This is a genomic window from Nocardia sp. CDC160 (assembly GCF_035818795.1).
Lineage (GTDB): Bacteria > Actinomycetota > Actinomycetes > Mycobacteriales > Mycobacteriaceae > Nocardia.
This window is the reverse complement of record NZ_JAYKYT010000010.1, coordinates 104,782-123,151: the sequence shown is the minus strand read 5'-3', so window position 1 is coordinate 123,151 and position 18,370 is coordinate 104,782. Positions and strand designations below refer to the sequence as shown.

Below are 18,370 nucleotides of genomic sequence, written 5' to 3'. Positions count from 1 at the left end.
GGGCCCAGTCAGCTCCGTCCGACTTGTCTGGACTTGGGCTATCGGCCAGATCGAGAATCTCACCGGAAGCGACAATGCTCAAACAAGGCGTAGTCCTGCTGTGGGCTATCGGCCGTGCGCAACACGGCGGAGCACGGCTCACGAGCTGGGACCAGACCTGTGCCTGAGCTCGGATCGCTGCTGACGCAGTACCGCAGAGACGGCGAGCGGTCCGATCCGCGTCCCGATTATCCGATCGCCGCACTCTGTCAGGCGGGTCTATGGACCCTCGACACCACCGATCCGGTGCCATCCGCCCACGGCGACGCCGACCTGTGCCGCTGGTTCGAGGAACGACAACCAACTAACGGGCTTCCCGAATCCATCTACCGGTTGCTCCACGCCAGCGGTGTCGCCAGGGTCAAGGTGATCGCTGCCGTCGTCGACAAATTCTTCGACGATATCGATCACGCCTCCCTGATCGCCGACGTTGGTCTGGATGGTGTCTTCATCGCCGCAGACGCGCCACCAGGCGCCGAGGCCTCCGTTGCCAGCGCTTCTTCCGATCCTCACCGTGTCTACCAGGACCTGGTCGACGCAGTTTCAGCAATGGAATCGACCACCCACGGAAAGCGTAGGGCCACAACCAGTCACGACCCGATCCGGCTCGCAGCCGCCCGACGCGCGGTCATCCTGCGTAGCGAAGGGGAATGCGAAAACCCCAGCTGCGGAAACCGAGCGCCCGATGTCACCGACTGCGGACTCCCGGTACTCGAAGTCGACCACATCGCCGATATCGCCACGGGTGGTCGCGACCACCCGATCCAGATGATCGCCCTGTGCCCCAACTGCCACGCCGTCAAAACCAGAGGACGGTCCCGGCACCAACTCCGCGAACAGCTCCTCACCACAGCCCGAGAACGCCATCACGAATGGACCAAATCGTAGGTTGGCCGGCTGTGCCCCCGCTGAGCCGCAGTGGATCCCTTACGACAGCCGGAAGACCCGAAATAGGCTGGTGGCCTTTCGAACTCAGATATTCTGAAGTGGCAAGGCGGGTTGCATAGCCGACAAGCAGGGGTGCGTCTGCGGATGCGGCGGAGCGAACCACGGTTTGGGCCGCGTGAACTGGGCATATGCCCTCCTTCCAGCACCGAAGCGGCCGATCGGGTTCGGCGATCTCGGTGCCGCGGACGTGCAGCGGTACGAGCGGGTCGCAAGCCAGCGCGCTGGCGATGCACGCACAATGTGGAAGACGGTCGTTACAGACCCTTTGAGCAATGAGGCTGCTAATCGCCGACCGAAATTCACCAACCAGATGGGTCGCGCTGCTGCGCGCGGCCTTGCCGACGACGACGCAGTCCGGTGGCTGGCCGACAATCCAGCAGCATTGCTCGAAGCGAAGTTCCTCGCCGGGCAGATCGCCGAGGTGGCCGACGAAATGCTCGGGACGCTCCAAGGCAAGACGCAACACCGCAGACTCGCCGACCACTTCTGGTGCGATGTCCTCGGCGCCTTGGTACTGACGCTCGAGGAGGCCGAAGGAGCCATCGAGAAGCTCCGGGATCGCGCTATTGATTGGCTGGTCGACGAAGTGTGGAAGCGATTCCGCGCCTCTCGCCAAACCGATTGGGGTGCAACACCTAACGGCAGGACTGCGCCAGGCCCGAGCCGCGCTCAACGGGATGACCAACAGCACCTCGCGGACGAAGTGCTCGAGCATGCGGTGCGATCGCTGCTCCGAAAGATCTGCGATGGATTGGGGGCCAAGCAGATCACGTTCGACATCCTGGTCCTGAAACTCCGGCTGATCGCCATCTGGCTATGCCCGGATGTCGTAGCACACCGACTCGTATGGGAGCACTGCTGGATTCCGCTCGCCAAGGGGTGGATCGATGACGATGTCCTTGAACTGATGGCGAACGCATTTTCTAAGCGACCCGAGTAGCCAGCTCGCCGAGCATGGTCAGGGAACGGTCCTTCTTCGCCGATCGCAGCTTGTGGCCACCGTCGCGCGACGACCAGTCGATCTTGCGACCGCAAACGAGCTGTGAAGGTTCACCGAGCCGCCGCGACTCTTCTGATCAAGCGCACGTGGGGGCTGGTACATCCTCCGACAGCGGGCTGTGGGAGGGCAGGACGTACAGCACGTCCAGCACCAGGGGCTCGGATCCCAGATTGCGACCGATGTGTATGTAACTGGCGCTGGGGGCCTCAGCCAAGGATTCGCCCGCATGGTAGACGCCGTCGGGCGTGCAATCGGAGTGATAGTGAGACAGAACGCCGCTGCGCACCGTTCCGTAGACAGGGCCGTCGTGGTAATGCCAGCCCGTGGATCCGCCTGGTGCAATGGTGATTTCGCGGAGAATATAGTCGGTGCCGCCAATGCTGATCTGGCCGAGAACCGTGCCGGTGACGCCCTCCGCGGGCGTCGCTGAGGCCGGACTCGCTATAACTGCCGTCAAACCGATGGCCGCCAGTCCAGTAATCACGGCGCGCAGCCCATACCGGGACGAGTTCCGCGCGGCCCGAATCGATTTCATTTGCTCCTCCTAATGCTCAGCAGCGAGTACAGCGTGCCGATTGCTCTGCGTCTCGCCCACGAGATCGAAGGGGTCCCCGCGTCGGCGGCCCGATGGGGCGATCGGTGCTGAGCAGGTGCGATCGCCTGAATGAAGTCTGGATCGGGCGAGACCCTCGTGGCATCCGTCAAATGACGGTGTTAGCTACTCAACGGCGTCACGGTGAGGTGCGCCGAGAGATTCCTTCGTCCGATGTCGCTTCCCGTGGGATTCTCCCGGAGTTGACAGTCTTTCCGGGTTGGACGCGACGATGACCCTGCGGCGCGACTCTATGAGACTTAGCGCGACGACCAGATGCTGCTCCGCGCCCAGGCCGAACGCTGGACTGGAAGTCTTGCGATGCACACACATGATCTGTCGAGACTGGATCCGTGAGCATCAAAGGCCCTGCTTCGAATGCGCTCGGCCTTCTCTCCCTGCCTTTTCATCGAGGGATTCTCAAAAGAATCCGTCGCGAAGGGGTTCTAGCGCAGGATGGCCGAAGAGCTTCGAATCCTTCTTCACATCCGGCTCAGTCGAAGGAACCCCACTCCCACAGCGATTCGACCGCCCATCTGAACTGTCGAACTGCCACCCAGGTCTCGGTTGGCTCGACGATCGTGCGGGTGCCAGCACGCTGCCGGGTGCAGCCGACGAGAAGGTGAGTGGCTGTGTTCCCGCCGATCACGTGATCGGGCGTTCTCGAGGGGATTGACCACCAGGATCCACCTGGCCACCGACGCCGACGGCCGGGGGCTTGGCGGTGCTGGCCACGGCCAATCCAACGACTCGCCACTGCTGCCACCGCTGTTGGCGCAGGCGGTTGTGCGACGCCTGGAAGGCGACCACTGTGCAGCAAACCCCGGAGGTCGTGATCGCTCCGCGCCTACTCGGCGAAATCGAACCGAACCCTGTTGCGTCGCAAACGGATCCAGAATGCCATTAGCGAGCGTTTCCTTCAGGTCGCCAACCTCGGGACGCCGAGGCAGTTGCGCACGTCGTCGTCGGTGCCGGTACATGTAGCAGCCCCGAACACGATGTCGCGGTAAGGGCTGGATCGTGCACCCGTTCCCTTTTCGTTTCGTTTGTTTCGTGTGAAGTAGAACGAAACAAACGAAACGAAAAGGGTTTGAGTCGTTGAGCTGAGTAAGAGGTTCTGACCGCCGATAAGGGAACGTTATCGGAGGTCAGAGTAGGTCTTCAATTCGAAGATCCAGCTACAACGCGGGGTTTCGTTATAGCGACCCCTTCCGAATGTGCGAGCAGACTCCTGCAAATGCGTGCTAGTCCGCGAAGAGGGCAAATGGTATAGGGACAGCCGATGCGACTCCGTCTGGTGAAACCCTGACAGCGATAGATTCGTCACGTGATCTTAGATGGGTAGCCGGGCCTCTCGGCTCAAACCCACGCCGACGCGGGGGGAAGTCCGTGATCATGACACTCGGAGGAAGTCTGACCTGTGCGAGCAGTGATACGGAAGAATCCGTCTGTGGTTGATGCTCGAGGATTTCAGCGCATCTGCGACATTCTGGCCGTCGCGCACAATCGTCAGTGCACTGTAGGCGTTGACGACTGTCGTGACACTGACGCCGAGAAGCGTGGCGAGTTCGCGCGCTGCGGGTAGCTGCTGTCCAGGCCGGAGCTCCCCCCACCCGGACCGACTTCCGAATGAGATGCGCGAGTCGCTGATACCGCGGGGCTACTGGCCTCCCCTCTCCGACACTGCGGCGAGTTCTGCTGCCCAGATGTCGGGGTTCCGGTAAGAATCGTGTCACCTGGTACATGAAGCCCTTGTAAAAGCGGGTTGGTGCTGGTCGGTGCGGGCGTAGGTTGCGGCGCGTGATGAGGGAGCTGGACCAGGACGAGCTGATCGACCGGTGGACGCTGCTGGGCAAGGAACCGGAATTGGTCGCGACGAAGCGGGGTGCGGCCAAGCTCGGATTCGGGCTGATGCTGCGGTTCTATACCGAGCGCGGTCGGTTTCCGCGCGGACGGGCCGAAATCCCTGACACCGCGGTCGATTACATCGCACGCCAGGTGGGTGTGGAGCGGACCGAGATCGCGTTCTACGACTTCACCGGCCGAACCAGCAAGGCACACCGGGCCCAGATCCGGGAGTCCCTGGGATTTCGGGAATGCAGCGCGACCGACGCCGACGAGACCGTGGCATGGCTGGTCGAGAACATCAGTCAGCGTGAGCGCAGCGGCGAACGGGTGCGTGAGCACCTGTTGGCGCGCCTGCGCGAGATGAAGGTGGAGCCTCCCACAGCCGGGCGGATCGAGCGGATGCTGCGCTCAGCACTGCACCGGGGTGAAGAGTTGCTGTTTGCGCAGGTCAGCGGCCGGTTACCGGAGCCGGTCCGGGCTCGGCTGTTGGCGCTGATCGCGCCTGTCGGCAGTGGCGACGAGGAGAGCTCGGAGAGTGACACGGAGGATGGGCGCGCGGTGCTGGCGGCGATCCGGTCGGATCCGGGCAACGTCAGCTTGAACACGATGCTCACTGAGATCGCCAAGCTGGAAGCGGTTCGCGCGATGGGGGTTCCGGCTGATGTATTCGCCGATATCGGGCCGAAGATCGTGACCGGCTGGCGCGGACGCGCGTCGGTGGAATCGCCGAGCCACCTGCGTGATCATCCACTCGAGACGCAGCTGACCCTGCTGGCGGCGTTGCTGTTCTGCCGTTGCCGGGAGATCACCGACACTCTGGTCGAGTTGCTCAATTCCACGGTGCACCGGATCAATGCCCGCGCAGAGGTCCGGGTCACCAACGAGCTGATCAAGGAATTCAAACGGGTGACAGGTAAGGAGAATCTGCTGTTCAAGGTCGCCGAGGCTACCGTCGACGCGGGCGACGAATTGGTGCGCGACACGGTGTTCCCAGTCGCACCGCAAGGCGTGTTGCGAGATCTGGTGGCCGAGTTCAAGTCCTCGGGCCCGACCTATCAGCGCACCGTGAAGGCCACACTGCGCTCCTCGTACACCAACCACTACCGGGCTGGGCTGATCAAGCTGCTGTCGGTGCTCGAGTTCCACAGCAACAACACCACCCATCGGCCGGTGCTGGACGCGCTCGAGCTGATCGGGCGGTATGCGGGCACGAGCCTGCGCTACTACCCGGCGGCCGACGAGGTGCCGGTGCATCGAGGTGTGTCCGGGGACTGGGCGGACCTGGTGTATCAGAACGACCAGCACGGCACCCGGCGGGTGGTGCGGATGGTGTATGAGATCGCGACGTTCCAGGCGTTGCGGGATCAACTGCGGTGCAAGGAAATCTGGGTCGTGGGTGCGGAGAAGTGGCGTAACCCGGCCGAGGATCTGCCGGTCGACTTCGAGGAACGCCGCATCGAGCACTACGAGAAGCTGGGCAAACCCCTGGACCCGACCGAATTCATCACCGGGCTCCGGACCGAGATGCGCGCCGAACTGGATGCCTTGCACTCCGCCATGCCGCACTGTCCCTGGTTGGAGATCAAGGAGCGCAAGCGCGGTGCGATCAAACTGGCACCGCTGCCGCCCGTCGCCGAACCCCGCAATCTGCGGAAACTGAAGGCCCAGGTAGGAACCCGGTGGGGCGTGGTGCCGCTGATCGATATGCTCAAGGAAGCGGTGCTGCGCACCGGATGCCTGCGCACGGTCACCTCGGTTGCCGACCGCGGCAATCTGCCCGAAGTAGTTCTGGCCGAACGGCTTCTGCTGGCGATCTATGCCTATGGCACCAACACCGGAATCAAGGCGGTGGCCGGCGGCACCGACCGCCACAGCGAAGACGACATCCGCTACACCCGCCGCCGCTACCTCAACGCCGAAGCAGCGCGGCGGATCGCGATCGAGATCGCCAACGCCACCTTCGCCGCCCGAAAACCCTCGATCTGGGGCGAATCGTCGACCGCCATCGCCAGCGACTCAACACATTTCGGGGCCTACGACCAGAACATCTTCACCGAGCACCACTCCCGCTACGGCCGCCGCGGCGTGCTCATCTACTGGAGTGTCGAGCGCAACGGTTCGGTGGTCATCCACTCCCAGCTGCTCAACTGCTCGGCCTCCGAAGTCCATGCCATGGTCGAGGGCGCGATGCACCACGGCACCGACATGGACGTGGAAGCCTCCTATGTCGATACCCACGGCCAATCCGAAATCGGATTCGGCGTCACCAAGCTCCTGGGATTCGATCTGCTGCCGCGGATCAAACGCATCAACAAATGCAAGCTCTACCGGCCCGCCGCTGGAGAAGGCGACCTGTGGCCGGGGCTGAAACCGGCCATGACCCGACCGATCCGGTGGGAGTTGATCGCCCAGCAGTACGACCAGATGATGAAGTACGCCACCGCGATCCGCACCCGCACCGCCTCCACCGAGGCGATCCTGCGCCGGTTTATGAAGGCCAACGCCGCCCACCCCACCTACCAGGCGATGATCGAACTCGGCCGGGTCCAGAAGACCATCTTCCTATGCCGCTACCTGCGCAGTCGCGAACTGCAGCGGGAGATCAACAGCGGCCTGAACGTGGTCGAGTCCTGGAACGGCGCGAACTCGGTCATCTACTACGGCAAGACCGCCGAGATCGCGTCCAACAGGCGTGACGAACAGGAGCTGTCGGTGCTGTGCCTGCGGATCTGCCAAGCCGCGCTCGTCTACGTCAACGTCTTTATGATCCAGGACATCCTCGACGACCCCGACTGCCCGGTCGAGCTCACCGCCGAGGACGAACGCGGCCTGACTCCACTGTTCTGGTCACACGTACTGCCCTACGGCGAGGTCAAGCTCAACATGAGCTCCCGGCTCGCCCTCAGCGGATAGGCAACCACGCGCCCAAAGGCCCCGATGGTGCTGCCGGACAGTGATGTCCGCGGTCTTGCCGTCCGGCAGCATTCCATCAAAGGAGACGTGCACTACGGGGGCCGCCGGTGTAGGACACCGTGATCGGTGCAACCGCCCGCACGGGCCGCGGTGGGGAGGCGTGCATGTGCGGCCAGGCCGGAACAGTAGCGCCAGAGACGGCGCCGAGTGCGCAGGTCGGGCCCGGCCGTGTCCGTGTCGTGCAAGCGCGTAACCGGAGGGAGATCGGCAGCCGTCCGGCATGGGGATCCGCGTTCACCCGGCGTGTCGAATCGGCGAAACCGCTGGTCACAGCCTATCGCCCGCTATGTTTGCCGAGGTTTTGCCGTGGGTGGATCGGCTCGCGGGTAGATGAAGCGTGGAAAGGGAGGCGTGGGTGTCCCCACGTGGACGTGGCATCGCGCCGGTCGTTGGCACGGTGTGTCCGGCCGTGGTCGTGCTGCTGTTGGGTGTGTTCACCGCTGGTGTCGGCGTCGCGGACCCGAACGTTGACAAGTTCCGGTCGCTGGAAACCCCTGACGGGTGGGAGATTTCGATCGGCAAGACCGAGGAGAACCTCGATCGATGGCCACCGTTGAACGCCGCCGCGTTCTCCCGCGAAGCGTTCGTCTCGGTCACCGCCAACGGCGCGATCAACGGCAAGGGCCACACCCCGATCCGGTCTGGCGTGATCTCGGTCGGGTTGATGATTGGCTGTAACACAGATGTGAGCCCAGGCCTGACCGCCGGGCTCAGCGGCACCCTCGGCGCCAACCTCGGCGTCCTTGGTCAGGGCACAGCCTCCCAGTACCCGGCCGGAACCCTCGGCGGCAACGCCGGTCTCAACGCCGGGATCACGCCCAGTATTCAGGTCACCCTGCGCCCGGGCACCATCACCACCGTCGCACTCGGATCCAAGCCGATGGCCGCCGCGACCGCAGACCTCGCGATGAAAGATGTTGCACTGCACGTGGATTCATGCATGGGTCAGGTTGCGATGCGATCGATAGCCTCGCTCACCGTCTCCACCGCCAACCGCGACGACACGGTCACGGTGTACGGGGAGCCGCAATGGTTCTGAAAACCGACTTACCGCAATAAATTTCGCGCCAAATGTAGCTGTCCCGCACTTCCGTTACCAGCCCTCGCCGCGGCGACGGGATATGACGAGGAAAGGACTCTGTCACCGATGACAGTACATACGGGCACCCTTGATGACGGACCTCTACCCGCCCGGCACTCGCCGCTCAGGGAGGGATCTCGGTCCAGTCATAGATGGTCGGCGATGTCGACAGCAGCCGTGCTCGTCACCGCGATGGCCGCGGCGTCGTTGCATGCGATGACAACAGCTCCCGCCCTGGCGCAGCCACCGTTCTGCATCCCCTCACCAGGAGTGTCCTGCCCACCACCGCCACCGCCGCCACCTCAGAATCCCGGGGTGCCCTCGACAGCTCCGGCGCCCACCGCCCCCGCACCCACTCTTCTGCCCGGCCAGTCCGGCAACGGCGGCCCTAACGGTGGTGCATACATTCCCCCCGCCCCGCCGGCCTACAACGGCACTCCGATCGTTCCCGTCCCCGGCGCGCCCGAACCCGTTCTCCCAGGCAATGAACCACCCGCGGAGCCTCAGCCCGCGCCAGGCGAAGAACAGCCTCCCGCCACCGAGGCACCCCCGGCAACTCCCGGAGTGCGACCCGTGGCGGCTGAATACAACTGCAGCACATGGACCTGCTCGCTATATTTGACCAAGTCACAGGTGAAATGGCTGGCTCGCAACGTCAACCTGGCAGTCGGCGGCCCCACGGGCTTGGCCGTCGCGATCTGTGGTTATCTGGCGCCGGCGTGGCCGGTGGGCCTGGGATGCATAGCCGTCATGCTGGTCTATGGCTTCCGCCTCATGGACGCGGTCACCGAGGCCGCAGGACGGGACGCGTGCGTCAGACTCCGATTCTCCAAGTATCCAGAAGTGGCGCTCGTCGGTATCTACGTGGACGACTCAGGATATTGCAATGCCTCATAAATGGAAGAACCGTCTCGTGACATTGATCTGCGGCGGGATCCTTTGCGCGGTCGCGATCATCGCCCACGCCGCCGGAGTGAAGTCATGGAACTTCGTCCTTGTCGTGATACTCACAACGGCAGCGCTGCTGCCGCTGGGGTACGTGATCTCCAAGGTATTAGGAGCCCGGAATGGGGAATAAGCTCACGGTGGCGATCATCGCCGCCATAGCTTGCGCTGTCGGTGTGGCAGGCTGTTCCAACGAGTCGTCGACTACGAACGACGGCAACGGCGGACCTCTGCGGGCCGCCTTCGATAAGTATATGGCCGCATACAACTCCCAGAACCTCGACGAACTGGTGGCGGCAAGCTGTTCGGAGTCCGCTGACGACATCAAGAAGCCGACCGACGGCAAGTCCGCCACAGACGTATTGAAGAAGGACCTCGAGACGGACGGGAAGATCGTGCTCGACGACTTCGTCAGCCCGTTCATCTACCTACATGACGGCAGTGCTTGGATCGTCAGCCACTACGAGAACGACGCGAAGAACGGAGCCGTTCTTCCGAATCCGCCCATCCAGTATCACTTCAAGAAAGAATCCGGAGACTGGAGGGTCTGCGGGCCACAGTCTATAGCGCCGCCATCTGACCAGAAATGACGATGGAACGGAAAGGGTGAATTCCTGCGGGAGACCCGAACCGAAAGGGTTGATCGAGTCTCCCGCAGACACCCGGCGGGTTAGGTTGGTTCGCGGAGCTTCCACTCAGTGAAGTGGCGCAAAACTGCTCCGTTGGCCGAATTCGGGGTCCCGGTAGTAATCGTGCGGAAAACAACGACAATGGCTTGACCAGCGGTGATGGTGTTGGAGTTCCTGCGGCTGCCTTGAGCCGCGAGTGGTCGTTGGGGTCAGGTCGGTTCGAGGTGGCGGTAGATGGTTTTGCGGGAGACGCCGAAGGTTTCGGCGATCTGGGTGACGGTGTATTTGCGTTTGCCTCGGTGGTCGCGTTCGTCGTACATCTCGCGGGCCTTGAGCGCTTGCAGCTCGGTGAGGGCGGGTGGCCGGCCGCCGACTCGTCCTCGGGCGCGGGCGGATTCGAGTCCTTCGAGGGTGCCTTCGCTGATGAGGTCGGCGAGCATCTCGTCCATGGCGGCGATGACGTGGAACAGGAACCGCCCGGCGGGGGTGGTGGTGTCGATGCCTTGTTTGAGCACGACCAGGTCGATGCCGCGTTCGTCGAGCTGGGCGGCGAGTTCGGTCATGTGCCGCACCGAGCGGAACGGCCGCGAGAGCCGGGTGATGACCAATTCGTCGCCGCGGCGCAGGTATTCGAAGCATTTGTCCCACTCAGGGCGCCGCGCCAGCTTCCCGGAGGCCTTATCCACCCAGATCCGTTCGCACCCGGCCGCGGTGAGCGCGTCGATCTGGGAGTCGTCTTTCTGCCCTCGCGTGGACACCCGCGCGTACCCGAACCGAGCCATGCCCCGGACTGTCCCACAAAGGGCTGACATGTCGGGTTTCGTCTCGTAGATATCGCACACGGGTTCTGACCCAAGTCGGGCGAATGTCGACCTGGGCGGACGGGTCGGCCGGTGAGGTGGCTCGGTATGGGACACAAACGATCGTTTTCGTCCATTCCAGCCGTGGCCGACCCCTTACCGTCCGGCACCAGAACCTGCGGGAGCAGGTAGGCATCGGCGGCTTCATGTACCAGGTGACACAATTCTTACCGGCACCCCATGTCATGCGCCACAGCCGAATTGTAGCCGCACAATAGCCATGATATATTGATGCAGTCCTTTCGGCCCCGCTCGGGGAACCAATATCGTGCACCACGATGTCTGTTGTGTCATCCCTCAGTCGGTGGAACCTGGTTTTGCAAAGTCCTTCCTCACCAAAGAGCTTCGCGGCGGAGGAAATGTATCGCGCCGTTGACGGCGACTAGCAAACACTAAAACACTGACTTCTTACGTCGCTGAAATCGTCGAGACCATGGAGGGTCGCTGATGACCGGAAAAGTGTTCTTCAGTTTGTCCATGTCGCTGGATGGATTCAGCGCACCAGAGTCGATGGATGGTCTTTTCGCCACGCCTGAGCAGTTGAAGCGGGATCCGAAGTTGGCGCGTGGTGTCGAGCAGTGGCTGGATCTGCAAGCATGGCTCGTCCCGCTGCGGTTTTTCCGAGAGAACCTCAAACTCGGCGAAGGTGGCGAGGAAGGCCGCGACAACGACATTGCCCGCGAGACGTTCGAGCGCACCGGCGTGAGCATCATGGGCAAGGGGATGTTCAATCTTGGAGAGAAGTCATGGCCGGAGGAGGCGCCGTTCCATACTCCTGTGTTCGTGGTGACGCACGAAGAGCGCGAGCCCTGGACACGTGGTGAAACGACCTTCTACTTCGTCAACGACGGAATCGAGAGCGCACTGAAGCAGGCCCGCGATGTAGCAGGTGAGCGGGACATCCGCATTGCAGGCGGCAGCGAGACAATGGTGCAGTACCTGAACGCCGGCTTGGTCGATGAGTTCACGATCGCCGTGTCGCCGGTGTTGTTCGGCGTCGGCACCCGCCTGTTCGACGGCGTGGACTCCTCCAAGGTCTCGCTGAAACAGATCCGTTCGGAGTCGTCGTCGCGGGTGACGCATTTGACCTACGCTGTTCATCCTCGGTAGCTGACGGCGTTGAGATGATCAGGTCGGAGATGACGGAGCGGAATACATGCGGGTTATGGAGGGCGCTGCTGACGGCGAGGGATTCTTGTTCGACGATGCGCACCACCCGTATGGTGCCGCGGTGATCGAGGCGCTCAACCGCACCGGGCTCAGGCTCACTTACCACGATTTCGGGCCTGGGCCCGACCGCGACATGTGTTTCGGGTTGGCCGAGCCGTGTGGGGATGACGAGTTGGTGGTGGGGTGGAGTGAACGGGAGGGCTGGAGTTGGGTGAGTTGGGCGCGCCCGCAGCGGGCCGAGCCCACCGGATACGGCTGGTTCAACCTACCCCGGATGGCGGTCCCAGACCTCGTCGCCGGCGCGGTGTGTGACCGACTCGGGCTCGCCCCGGTCGAGGTCGCGGCGGTATGGACGCAACCATCGACATATGACCCCACCTCGACGGCGGTGGAGGAAGCGTTGGCCGCCTATCGCAGCCACCCGGCATGGACGAGCGATCACCAATGAGCCCAACCTATTCCATTGCGGTTGTGCTGCATGCCGGTTCTGGCATTCCGAACCGGTTGCGTCAACCTGCTCGGATCCGGTGAACCGGTGCGGCACCGTCACCCGCAAGGGCGGGGACGCGAGATGCCATCGCCTGGCAGTTCTGCACCGCGCCGCTACTGTTCGACGTGCTCGCAGTTGATGGGACGGTCGTGATAGGCCTGACCTATCGGCAGCGGCGAGAACTGCTGGAGGAGCTGGATCTGATGGGCCGGCGGTGAACGAGGCCGCCACATTGGGTGAGAGGGTCCGCCGAGCCGATGCTCGACGCGGCTAATGACAACGCGCTCGAAGGCTGTGTGGCCAAGCGACTGGACTCTTTTCCGGACCGAGATCTGTAGGTCGTCCCTGATCGCTGAGCGATGACTTGTTCAGGGGTGGGAGCAATCGTGCATCCAGTTGGGATCCGGCGCCGACCAGGGTTGATACCGCTGACCTGCTAGCAGATGGCGAGTGCCATTGCAGCACGGGTGGTTTCGTGCGCGGCTTTATGGGATAGGACCCAGCTGGGAGGGGGTGGCTTCGATGGCGTTATCGCGGAGCCGAGCACCACTTCCCTCTCCGCGACGAGGACCGCATGCTGATCGCGGCCCGCCACCACGATCAGCATGCGCTTGGGCTTCGCCCTACAACCGGCCTGCGAGGGATCGATCGATTTCTGCGGTCGTGCCCGCTCAGACGAGCAGTCGCGTGGTCGACGCGTTGATGCCGACGGCCAAGCTGTTCAGGCCAGCACCGGTCGCGACCGTGGCGTGCACGAGCCGCACACCCATCGACTTCGGGCCGCCGCCCCCGGAACCGTCCGGGTCGGGAAAGAAGTCGAACGAACGCGGGCCGCCGTGACCGGATCCGCCGCCGGCGTCTTCAATGTTGGGGAAGTCCTCCGGGTTCGGCTTGTTTCCTCCCTTGTCCTTCGGGTCTTTCGGCGGATCGGCCGGCGGCGGATCCTTCGGGGGATCGGCGGGCTTCGAGTCCCCCGGCTTCTTGGCCTCCGCAGCTTGCTCCTTCTTGTTGCCTTCCGCTTCGTTCTTCTGACCTTTAGCGGTGTCACTCGCACCCTGGACTATGAGCGCGCCGCCTATAGCAGCGAAAACGTAGGCGCCTCCGATAACCCATCCTGCGGGGTTGCTGATGGCGAGCAAAGCGATGCCAGCACTGGCGGCGATACCGATGCCAGTCAGGGTTTCCGCGTTTCCTCTGCTTTGCTGGTCGCGTCCCTGCTGTGCCTGTTGGCGTCCTTCCGCCGCCTGGCGGTCGTTCTCGTCGGTGACGCGACTAGCTCCTGTTCCGTACCCGAACGGTCCTCCCAGCACCGGTGTGTCGCTGAAAGATGGTCCGAGACCGGCGTTTCCGTTCGGGCCATGATCGTGCAGACCATACTGATCACCCATGCGGCCGCCGGAACCGTCGAACTCGCCGTCACCGAGACTGTGATGTTCGGGTCCCAATGCGCCGAGGCTGCCGCTGCCGTTGTCGCCCCGGCGGCCGGAAGACCGGCTGTCGCTGCTGCGGTCACCGAGGTTGTAGCGACTACGCGGATCGTTAGCGTCACCGCCCTTGTGGCCCCCACCCCCGCCGGATTGGCTACCGCCGGGGACGAACCCGCCCACAAAACCGCCGCCCTGATTGTCCGAAGCATCGCCGTAGGGGTTGCGGGCGTTGCGGTCACCGAGGTCGTACTGGCTTTGCCAGTTGTCGCTATCGCCGCCGCCACTAGGGGCGTGATGGCTGTTGTCACCTTGGGTGTTGATGCCGCCGTTGCCGGTGTTGGCGCCGGGCCCGTTCAGCCCCGCCCCGCTGGCGCCGCCGACGTTGTGTCCGGGACCGTAGCCGGGAGCCATCTGCGCGAATTTTCGGGCCAGGTCGGCGAGCCCGGCGTCGAGGGTGATGTTGTCCCAGTCGCGCGGACGCAGCACGGTCAGCAGGCGGGTCGTGGAGTCGAAGACCGTGGTGGCGCGGTGGGCGACGAACACGCTGGTGCGCACCCGACGCGTCCACACCTTGAGGGCGTCGGCGGCGAGGTCGGGGGGAAGTGCATCCCATGCGGACTGCAGCGCCGAGGTGAGGAATCCTTCGACCCCGGTGGCGTCGCCGCGTCGTATGACGAAGTCGAGGGTTTGCGCGACCGCGCGGACTCGCGCTGCGGGCGGCATCAATGCCAGTGATGCGGTCATGCAGCCGGTGTAGTGCTCGTAGGCGTGGTCGAGTTAGTGGCCGTGCAGGCGTGCGATGAGTGTGGAGCGGGGCTGGTAGTAGGGGTCGCGGATTTTGTGGGCGGCTTCCTGCAACAGCATGAGCGCGACGGGGATTGGGGCCACGACGTACTCGCCCTGCCGGAACACGATGTCGCCGCTGGCAGTGTGCCAGCGTCCTAGCACACCGGGTTGCGGTCGGGCCGGGCGGGGGCGTGGGCGCGGCGGTGCAGGTTCTTGTTCGAAGATTTCGATCATCATCATTTCTCCTGGCGACAGCCCCCGCGGTACGGCACGTCGGACGACGGTCGAGGCTCCACCACGGCGGCACTGTCCCCGCCAGCGTGACCGGCAACCGACCACCCAGCACGAGTAGTCCAGTACTCGAATCTCGCCTCGCAGTGCCTGGTTACAGCCGAATTCGATAGGGAATTGTTGCGGGCGACAGGTGTACCCACTGTGGTCGCCATGCCCGCAATGTGGGGTCGCCGTAGCATTCGCCGAATATCGGGCGGATACGGTGTAGTCCGCTGGTGGGCACCAGTTTTCGCGTTCGAGGGGTGCGGTGGTGCGAGTGGTGCTTGGCTTGGCTGCCGATGATGCTGGTGGGTATGCCGGAGGTTCGAGTTCGTGGCGACACAGGCGTTCGCTGATGAGGAGTTGCAGCGACTTCGGGAGTTCCCGGAGATCAGCCGCGAGGAGCTGTTCCGATTCTTCACACTGGTCAGTTGGCGGGCTGCGTCGAGGGTGTTCCCGGCCCGGGCGCAGCGCATCATCCGCGGCCCGCAGGTTCTCCGCGCTGTGGAGGGCTTGCGTGGCGGCGTGCTGGTTGCCCGGTTGCGGTTGTCACCGGAGAGGCGGGCATCGAACATGGTGGGATCGACGAGCTGTGGAAGTGCGTGGCGGCCAACGTGATTCCCGCCCCGGCCGGGTGGGTCGACGAGGAACCGGGCTGGTCCCCACTCGACGCGCAACCGCCTGCGGGGTTCAAGCTAGAGGATTACGCCGGGCTCCTGCCTGTCCCGGTACAGACGCCCCGCGCTGCTCGCCAGGGTATGCGAGTAACGCGGTCGGCGGGCGCCTGGAGTGTCAGCCGGACGGTTCGAAACAAGTAATCATGTTGATACAGAGAGAGTTTCGGATGAAGCGCAGCGATCTGGCTCACCTGCCCGCGTTCAATGCTAGGCCAGCGGCGGCTGGCCATCGGCATCCGGCATCACCGGCAGGTAGTCAACATGGCATATATCGGTGTGCCACAACGTAATTCGTAGCAATTCATGCTGCTCGGGCGGTGTGATTGGGGTACCGGACTTGGTTGCGAACTTGGCGGTTACTACCAGCTTCAGCACACCATGGCATGCTTCCGATGCGACGGAATTATCGTGCGGCACATCATGTCTCGCGCCGTCCTCACCCGCGCTTCGGCGGCTCTCGCGTCGGTCGCCCCCATTACCGATATTCCGACTCAGTCTCTCGCGGATCCGCGCCGCCCATGACAACCCCTGCTTCTTTCTGTTCACCAAGGGCATCTTTGCCCAGCATAAGGCCGTCATCACCGGCGGTCAGGTCGCGTGCAGACGCAAGCCGGACACCTTCAACACGGCTCTGGTCTAGCCGGTGTCGATCAGTTCCCACAGTCCCCGGGTCGGTGCCTGCGTCATGCCCCCGGCGACCAGGTGCCCGAACCCGTTCTGTGCCTGCGACGTCCAGCGGACCGCGCCCGAGGTGGACGCCCGCGAAGATGATGAACGGGCAGGTTCGTGATCCGGCGACGCTGGCCCGGCCGCCCGGCAGCGCTGGACCGGTCGAGCAGTTTGAGCAGCATCAGGTGATCGTTGATGTTGGCCGCGGACAACGTGACGGCGAGTGAGAATACCGAGCCGGTGTGGCCAGTCAGTGCACTGCGCGTGGCGCCTACACACTGCTTGAGCGGAATCGGCGCGTCAGCACGCGTCAGCATGTGAGGAGCCGATCATCGGACCGGTCTGAACCGACACGACCGCCCAGCAATACTTCCCATCGATGGGAAGCCCGTAAGCCTGGCTTTGGGCCAGCGCGCTAACGTCAACGAAACGACGCATGATCCGACTCACAGAGGCTGGTGGTTCAGATGAACATGGACGCTCAGAAACACGACAATCGAGAATTGGGCATCGCCCAGCTTGTCCGGGGAGATCGGCCCGTCATGCCGGTAGTCCTGATGGGTTGGAAGTGGGAGGATGGCGGCAGCGAAAGCCGGTAAACAACCGATGCGTTTTCGCCGCCGACAGTGTCTGGTCTGCTACTGGTTCGACGGATTCTTCGTGGCCCATGCCTACCCGGATCGCGAACCACTCACATTGGCGCCCTTCAGTGTCGAGATACTCGCGGCGTTCGAATCCTGGACGGATCCCGAGGTGGCGGCCCAAGCGAATCCACTCTTCCTGGGCGCGGTGGACTCCTTGCACGAGGCGGGCCTACTACTGGCCGAAGGCACCGATGAGGCCGCGCGTGACGAGGCAATAGCGTCACATTGGGGTTCATGGGTGCCCGAGGCGTCCTTCTTTCACTATGCGACAACCGCTGTCGCTTATCCTCAGTCTGAAGCGGTGCCTGCGTCGAATCCGGAACTTTCCACGTTGCCGCCGACCCACACACTGTTCACCGAGTATCCGGCAGCGAATCGAATGTTCCTGCCGCGCAGGCCCGTTCGTTTCGATATATCGTTCGAGCAAGTACTGTTCGAACGACGCACTTGTCGAGACTTCACCGATGCGCCCATTGCGTTAAATACCTTTGCCGCGTTGTTGGCCACCGTGTTCGGACCGGTCGATTACATCAATTCCGGGACTAGCGCCTTGTTCCGCCGCACCAGCGCTGCCGGTGGATCCCGCCAAGAACTCGACGCCTACGTCGGAGTGCGTGCTGTCGAGGACGTGCCTGCGGGCTTCTACCACTACAACGTGCGAGAACACTCCCTCGAGCTGCTGGGCGAAGGGCTAACCAGCCGACAGATCACCGATCTCTGTGCGGGGCAGGAGTGGGCAGGCGGTATGGCGTTCTTCGTCGTCCTCGTGGCAATGATCGACCGAATGCGCAGCAAATACGCCATTCCGCGGGTCTATCGGGCGTCATTGATCAACGCGGGCCACCTCGGCCAGACCTTCGCCATGACAGCCACCGCGCTTGGTTTAGGCCCTTTCCAGACCGCTATCTGCGACGACCTCGCGCTCTGCGAAGCCTTCACGTTGGACGGGATAGGCCAACTGCCGCTGTATCTTCTCGGCGCCGGCCATCCGTCTCCCGCTCCGTCTCTGTCGCCACCGGTTGCGGAACTCGACACAATGCGCCGGACCACGCTGACTTTCGAGCCCTGACTATGTGCTAGCCACTGTCGAACGTCCTATGACGGTTTGCCGGTCGGCATTTCACCGCCACCGCGCCGGACGTACGTGCTCTGCCGGATGCGTGTTCGAGTGCTATCGATGACGACGTACCTGCGGTGAAACCAGTGACCGTCGCTCGTGCCTCGTGCCACAGACAAAGGTTTGAACCGGCGGATCTCCGGCGTCACACCGATACTCCGACAGAGGATCCGCTGGTTTCACACTACGGCTGGTCGGCGCA

At 63.4% G+C, this 18,370-nt stretch carries 16 protein-coding genes; 10 read left to right on the top strand and 6 right to left on the bottom strand.

Features of this window, described 5'->3' with window-relative positions; translation table 11 throughout:
* Positions 1 to 159: 159 nt before the first annotated feature.
* Entirely contained in the window at positions 160 to 927 is a 768-nt protein-coding gene (locus VMT40_RS37375; RefSeq protein WP_326364395.1) for an HNH endonuclease signature motif containing protein, read from the top strand.
* Between the two features lie 175 nt (positions 928 to 1,102).
* A complete protein-coding gene (locus VMT40_RS37370) occupies positions 1,103 to 1,927 on the top strand; it encodes a hypothetical protein (protein ID WP_326364394.1) in 825 nt (274 codons plus the stop codon).
* A 136-nt stretch (positions 1,928 to 2,063) separates the two neighbouring features.
* Here the strand turns inward: VMT40_RS37370 and VMT40_RS37365 are convergent, their stop codons facing one another.
* Positions 2,064 to 2,522: a cupin gene (locus tag VMT40_RS37365; RefSeq protein WP_326364393.1), complete on the bottom strand. Its 459-nt coding sequence runs from the start codon at positions 2,520 to 2,522 to the stop codon at positions 2,064 to 2,066.
* A gap of 1,450 nt (positions 2,523 to 3,972) precedes the next feature.
* The gene (locus tag VMT40_RS39475) at positions 3,973 to 4,215 is read right to left on the bottom strand and encodes a GntR family transcriptional regulator (protein ID WP_442790126.1); all 243 of its coding nucleotides are present in this window, start codon (positions 4,213 to 4,215) and stop codon (positions 3,973 to 3,975) included.
* A 164-nt stretch (positions 4,216 to 4,379) separates the two neighbouring features.
* Between VMT40_RS39475 and VMT40_RS37360 the strand changes: the two genes are divergently transcribed.
* From VMT40_RS37360 to VMT40_RS37345, 4 genes are all read left to right on the top strand, one after another.
* Entirely contained in the window at positions 4,380 to 7,340 is a 2,961-nt protein-coding gene (locus tag VMT40_RS37360) for a Tn3 family transposase (protein WP_326364392.1), read from the top strand.
* Positions 7,341 to 7,809: 469 nt separating this feature from the next.
* Positions 7,810 to 8,439, top strand: a complete 630-nt coding sequence (locus tag VMT40_RS37355; protein ID WP_326364391.1) for an MspA family porin — start codon at positions 7,810 to 7,812, stop codon at positions 8,437 to 8,439.
* A 615-nt stretch (positions 8,440 to 9,054) separates the two neighbouring features.
* On the top strand, positions 9,055 to 9,378 hold the full coding sequence (locus VMT40_RS37350) for a hypothetical protein (protein ID WP_326364390.1): 324 nt from the start codon (positions 9,055 to 9,057) through the stop codon (positions 9,376 to 9,378).
* A gap of 170 nt (positions 9,379 to 9,548) precedes the next feature.
* Entirely contained in the window at positions 9,549 to 10,016 is a 468-nt protein-coding gene (locus tag VMT40_RS37345; protein WP_326364389.1) for an Rv0361 family membrane protein, read from the top strand.
* Positions 10,017 to 10,264: 248 nt separating this feature from the next.
* Here VMT40_RS37345 and VMT40_RS37340 read toward each other — a convergent pair whose 3' ends face one another.
* Positions 10,265 to 10,837, bottom strand: coding sequence for a recombinase family protein (locus tag VMT40_RS37340; RefSeq protein WP_326364388.1), 573 nt, complete (start codon positions 10,835 to 10,837; stop codon positions 10,265 to 10,267).
* A 525-nt stretch (positions 10,838 to 11,362) separates the two neighbouring features.
* On the opposite strand from VMT40_RS37340, the gene VMT40_RS37335 reads away from it, so the two are divergent.
* Together VMT40_RS37335 and VMT40_RS37330 are read left to right on the top strand one after the other, a co-directional pair.
* Positions 11,363 to 12,025: a dihydrofolate reductase family protein gene (locus VMT40_RS37335; RefSeq protein WP_326364387.1), complete on the top strand. Its 663-nt coding sequence runs from the start codon at positions 11,363 to 11,365 to the stop codon at positions 12,023 to 12,025.
* A gap of 121 nt (positions 12,026 to 12,146) precedes the next feature.
* On the top strand, positions 12,147 to 12,533 hold the full coding sequence (locus VMT40_RS37330; protein ID WP_326364386.1) for a hypothetical protein: 387 nt from the start codon (positions 12,147 to 12,149) through the stop codon (positions 12,531 to 12,533).
* A gap of 713 nt (positions 12,534 to 13,246) precedes the next feature.
* On the opposite strand, the gene VMT40_RS37325 is transcribed toward VMT40_RS37330, so the two are convergent.
* The 3 genes from VMT40_RS37325 to VMT40_RS37315 all read right to left on the bottom strand — a co-directional run bounded on the left by VMT40_RS37325 (position 13,247) and on the right by VMT40_RS37315 (position 16,293).
* Complete coding sequence (locus VMT40_RS37325) at positions 13,247 to 14,746, bottom strand: hypothetical protein (protein ID WP_326364385.1); 1,500 nt, start codon at positions 14,744 to 14,746, stop codon at positions 13,247 to 13,249.
* A gap of 33 nt (positions 14,747 to 14,779) precedes the next feature.
* Positions 14,780 to 15,025: a hypothetical protein gene (locus VMT40_RS37320; protein ID WP_326364384.1), complete on the bottom strand. Its 246-nt coding sequence runs from the start codon at positions 15,023 to 15,025 to the stop codon at positions 14,780 to 14,782.
* Between the two features lie 920 nt (positions 15,026 to 15,945).
* Positions 15,946 to 16,293 (bottom strand): hypothetical protein, encoded by a 348-nt coding sequence (locus VMT40_RS37315; protein ID WP_326364383.1) that lies wholly within the window; start codon positions 16,291 to 16,293, stop codon positions 15,946 to 15,948.
* A gap of 212 nt (positions 16,294 to 16,505) precedes the next feature.
* Between VMT40_RS37315 and VMT40_RS37310 the strand changes: the two genes are divergently transcribed.
* Both VMT40_RS37310 and VMT40_RS37305 read left to right on the top strand, forming a co-directional pair.
* Complete coding sequence (locus VMT40_RS37310) at positions 16,506 to 16,634, top strand: hypothetical protein (protein WP_326364382.1); 129 nt, start codon at positions 16,506 to 16,508, stop codon at positions 16,632 to 16,634.
* 349 nt (positions 16,635 to 16,983) lie between these two features.
* A complete protein-coding gene (locus VMT40_RS37305) occupies positions 16,984 to 18,120 on the top strand; it encodes a SagB/ThcOx family dehydrogenase (protein ID WP_326364381.1) in 1,137 nt (378 codons plus the stop codon).
* Positions 18,121 to 18,370 lie beyond the last annotated feature (250 nt).

What these genes read in the sequence shown, in the direction of transcription:
- VMT40_RS37365 (WP_326364393.1), bottom strand. Translation starts at nt 2,522, where the DNA reads ATGAAATCGATTCGGGCCGCGCGGAACTCGTCCCGGTATGGGCTGCGC.
- VMT40_RS37345 (WP_326364389.1), top strand. Translation starts at nt 9,549, where the DNA reads ATGGGGAATAAGCTCACGGTGGCGATCATCGCCGCCATAGCTTGCGCT.
- VMT40_RS37340 (WP_326364388.1), bottom strand. Translation starts at nt 10,837, where the DNA reads ATGGCTCGGTTCGGGTACGCGCGGGTGTCCACGCGAGGGCAGAAAGAC.
- VMT40_RS37335 (WP_326364387.1), top strand. Translation starts at nt 11,363, where the DNA reads ATGACCGGAAAAGTGTTCTTCAGTTTGTCCATGTCGCTGGATGGATTC.
- VMT40_RS37325 (WP_326364385.1), bottom strand. Translation starts at nt 14,746, where the DNA reads ATGACCGCATCACTGGCATTGATGCCGCCCGCAGCGCGAGTCCGCGCG.
- VMT40_RS37320 (WP_326364384.1), bottom strand. Translation starts at nt 15,025, where the DNA reads ATGATGATCGAAATCTTCGAACAAGAACCTGCACCGCCGCGCCCACGC.
- VMT40_RS37315 (WP_326364383.1), bottom strand. Translation starts at nt 16,293, where the DNA reads ATGCCCTTGGTGAACAGAAAGAAGCAGGGGTTGTCATGGGCGGCGCGG.
- VMT40_RS37310 (WP_326364382.1), top strand. Translation starts at nt 16,506, where the DNA reads ATGATGAACGGGCAGGTTCGTGATCCGGCGACGCTGGCCCGGCCGCCC.
- VMT40_RS37305 (WP_326364381.1), top strand. Translation starts at nt 16,984, where the DNA reads ATGGCGGCAGCGAAAGCCGGTAAACAACCGATGCGTTTTCGCCGCCGA.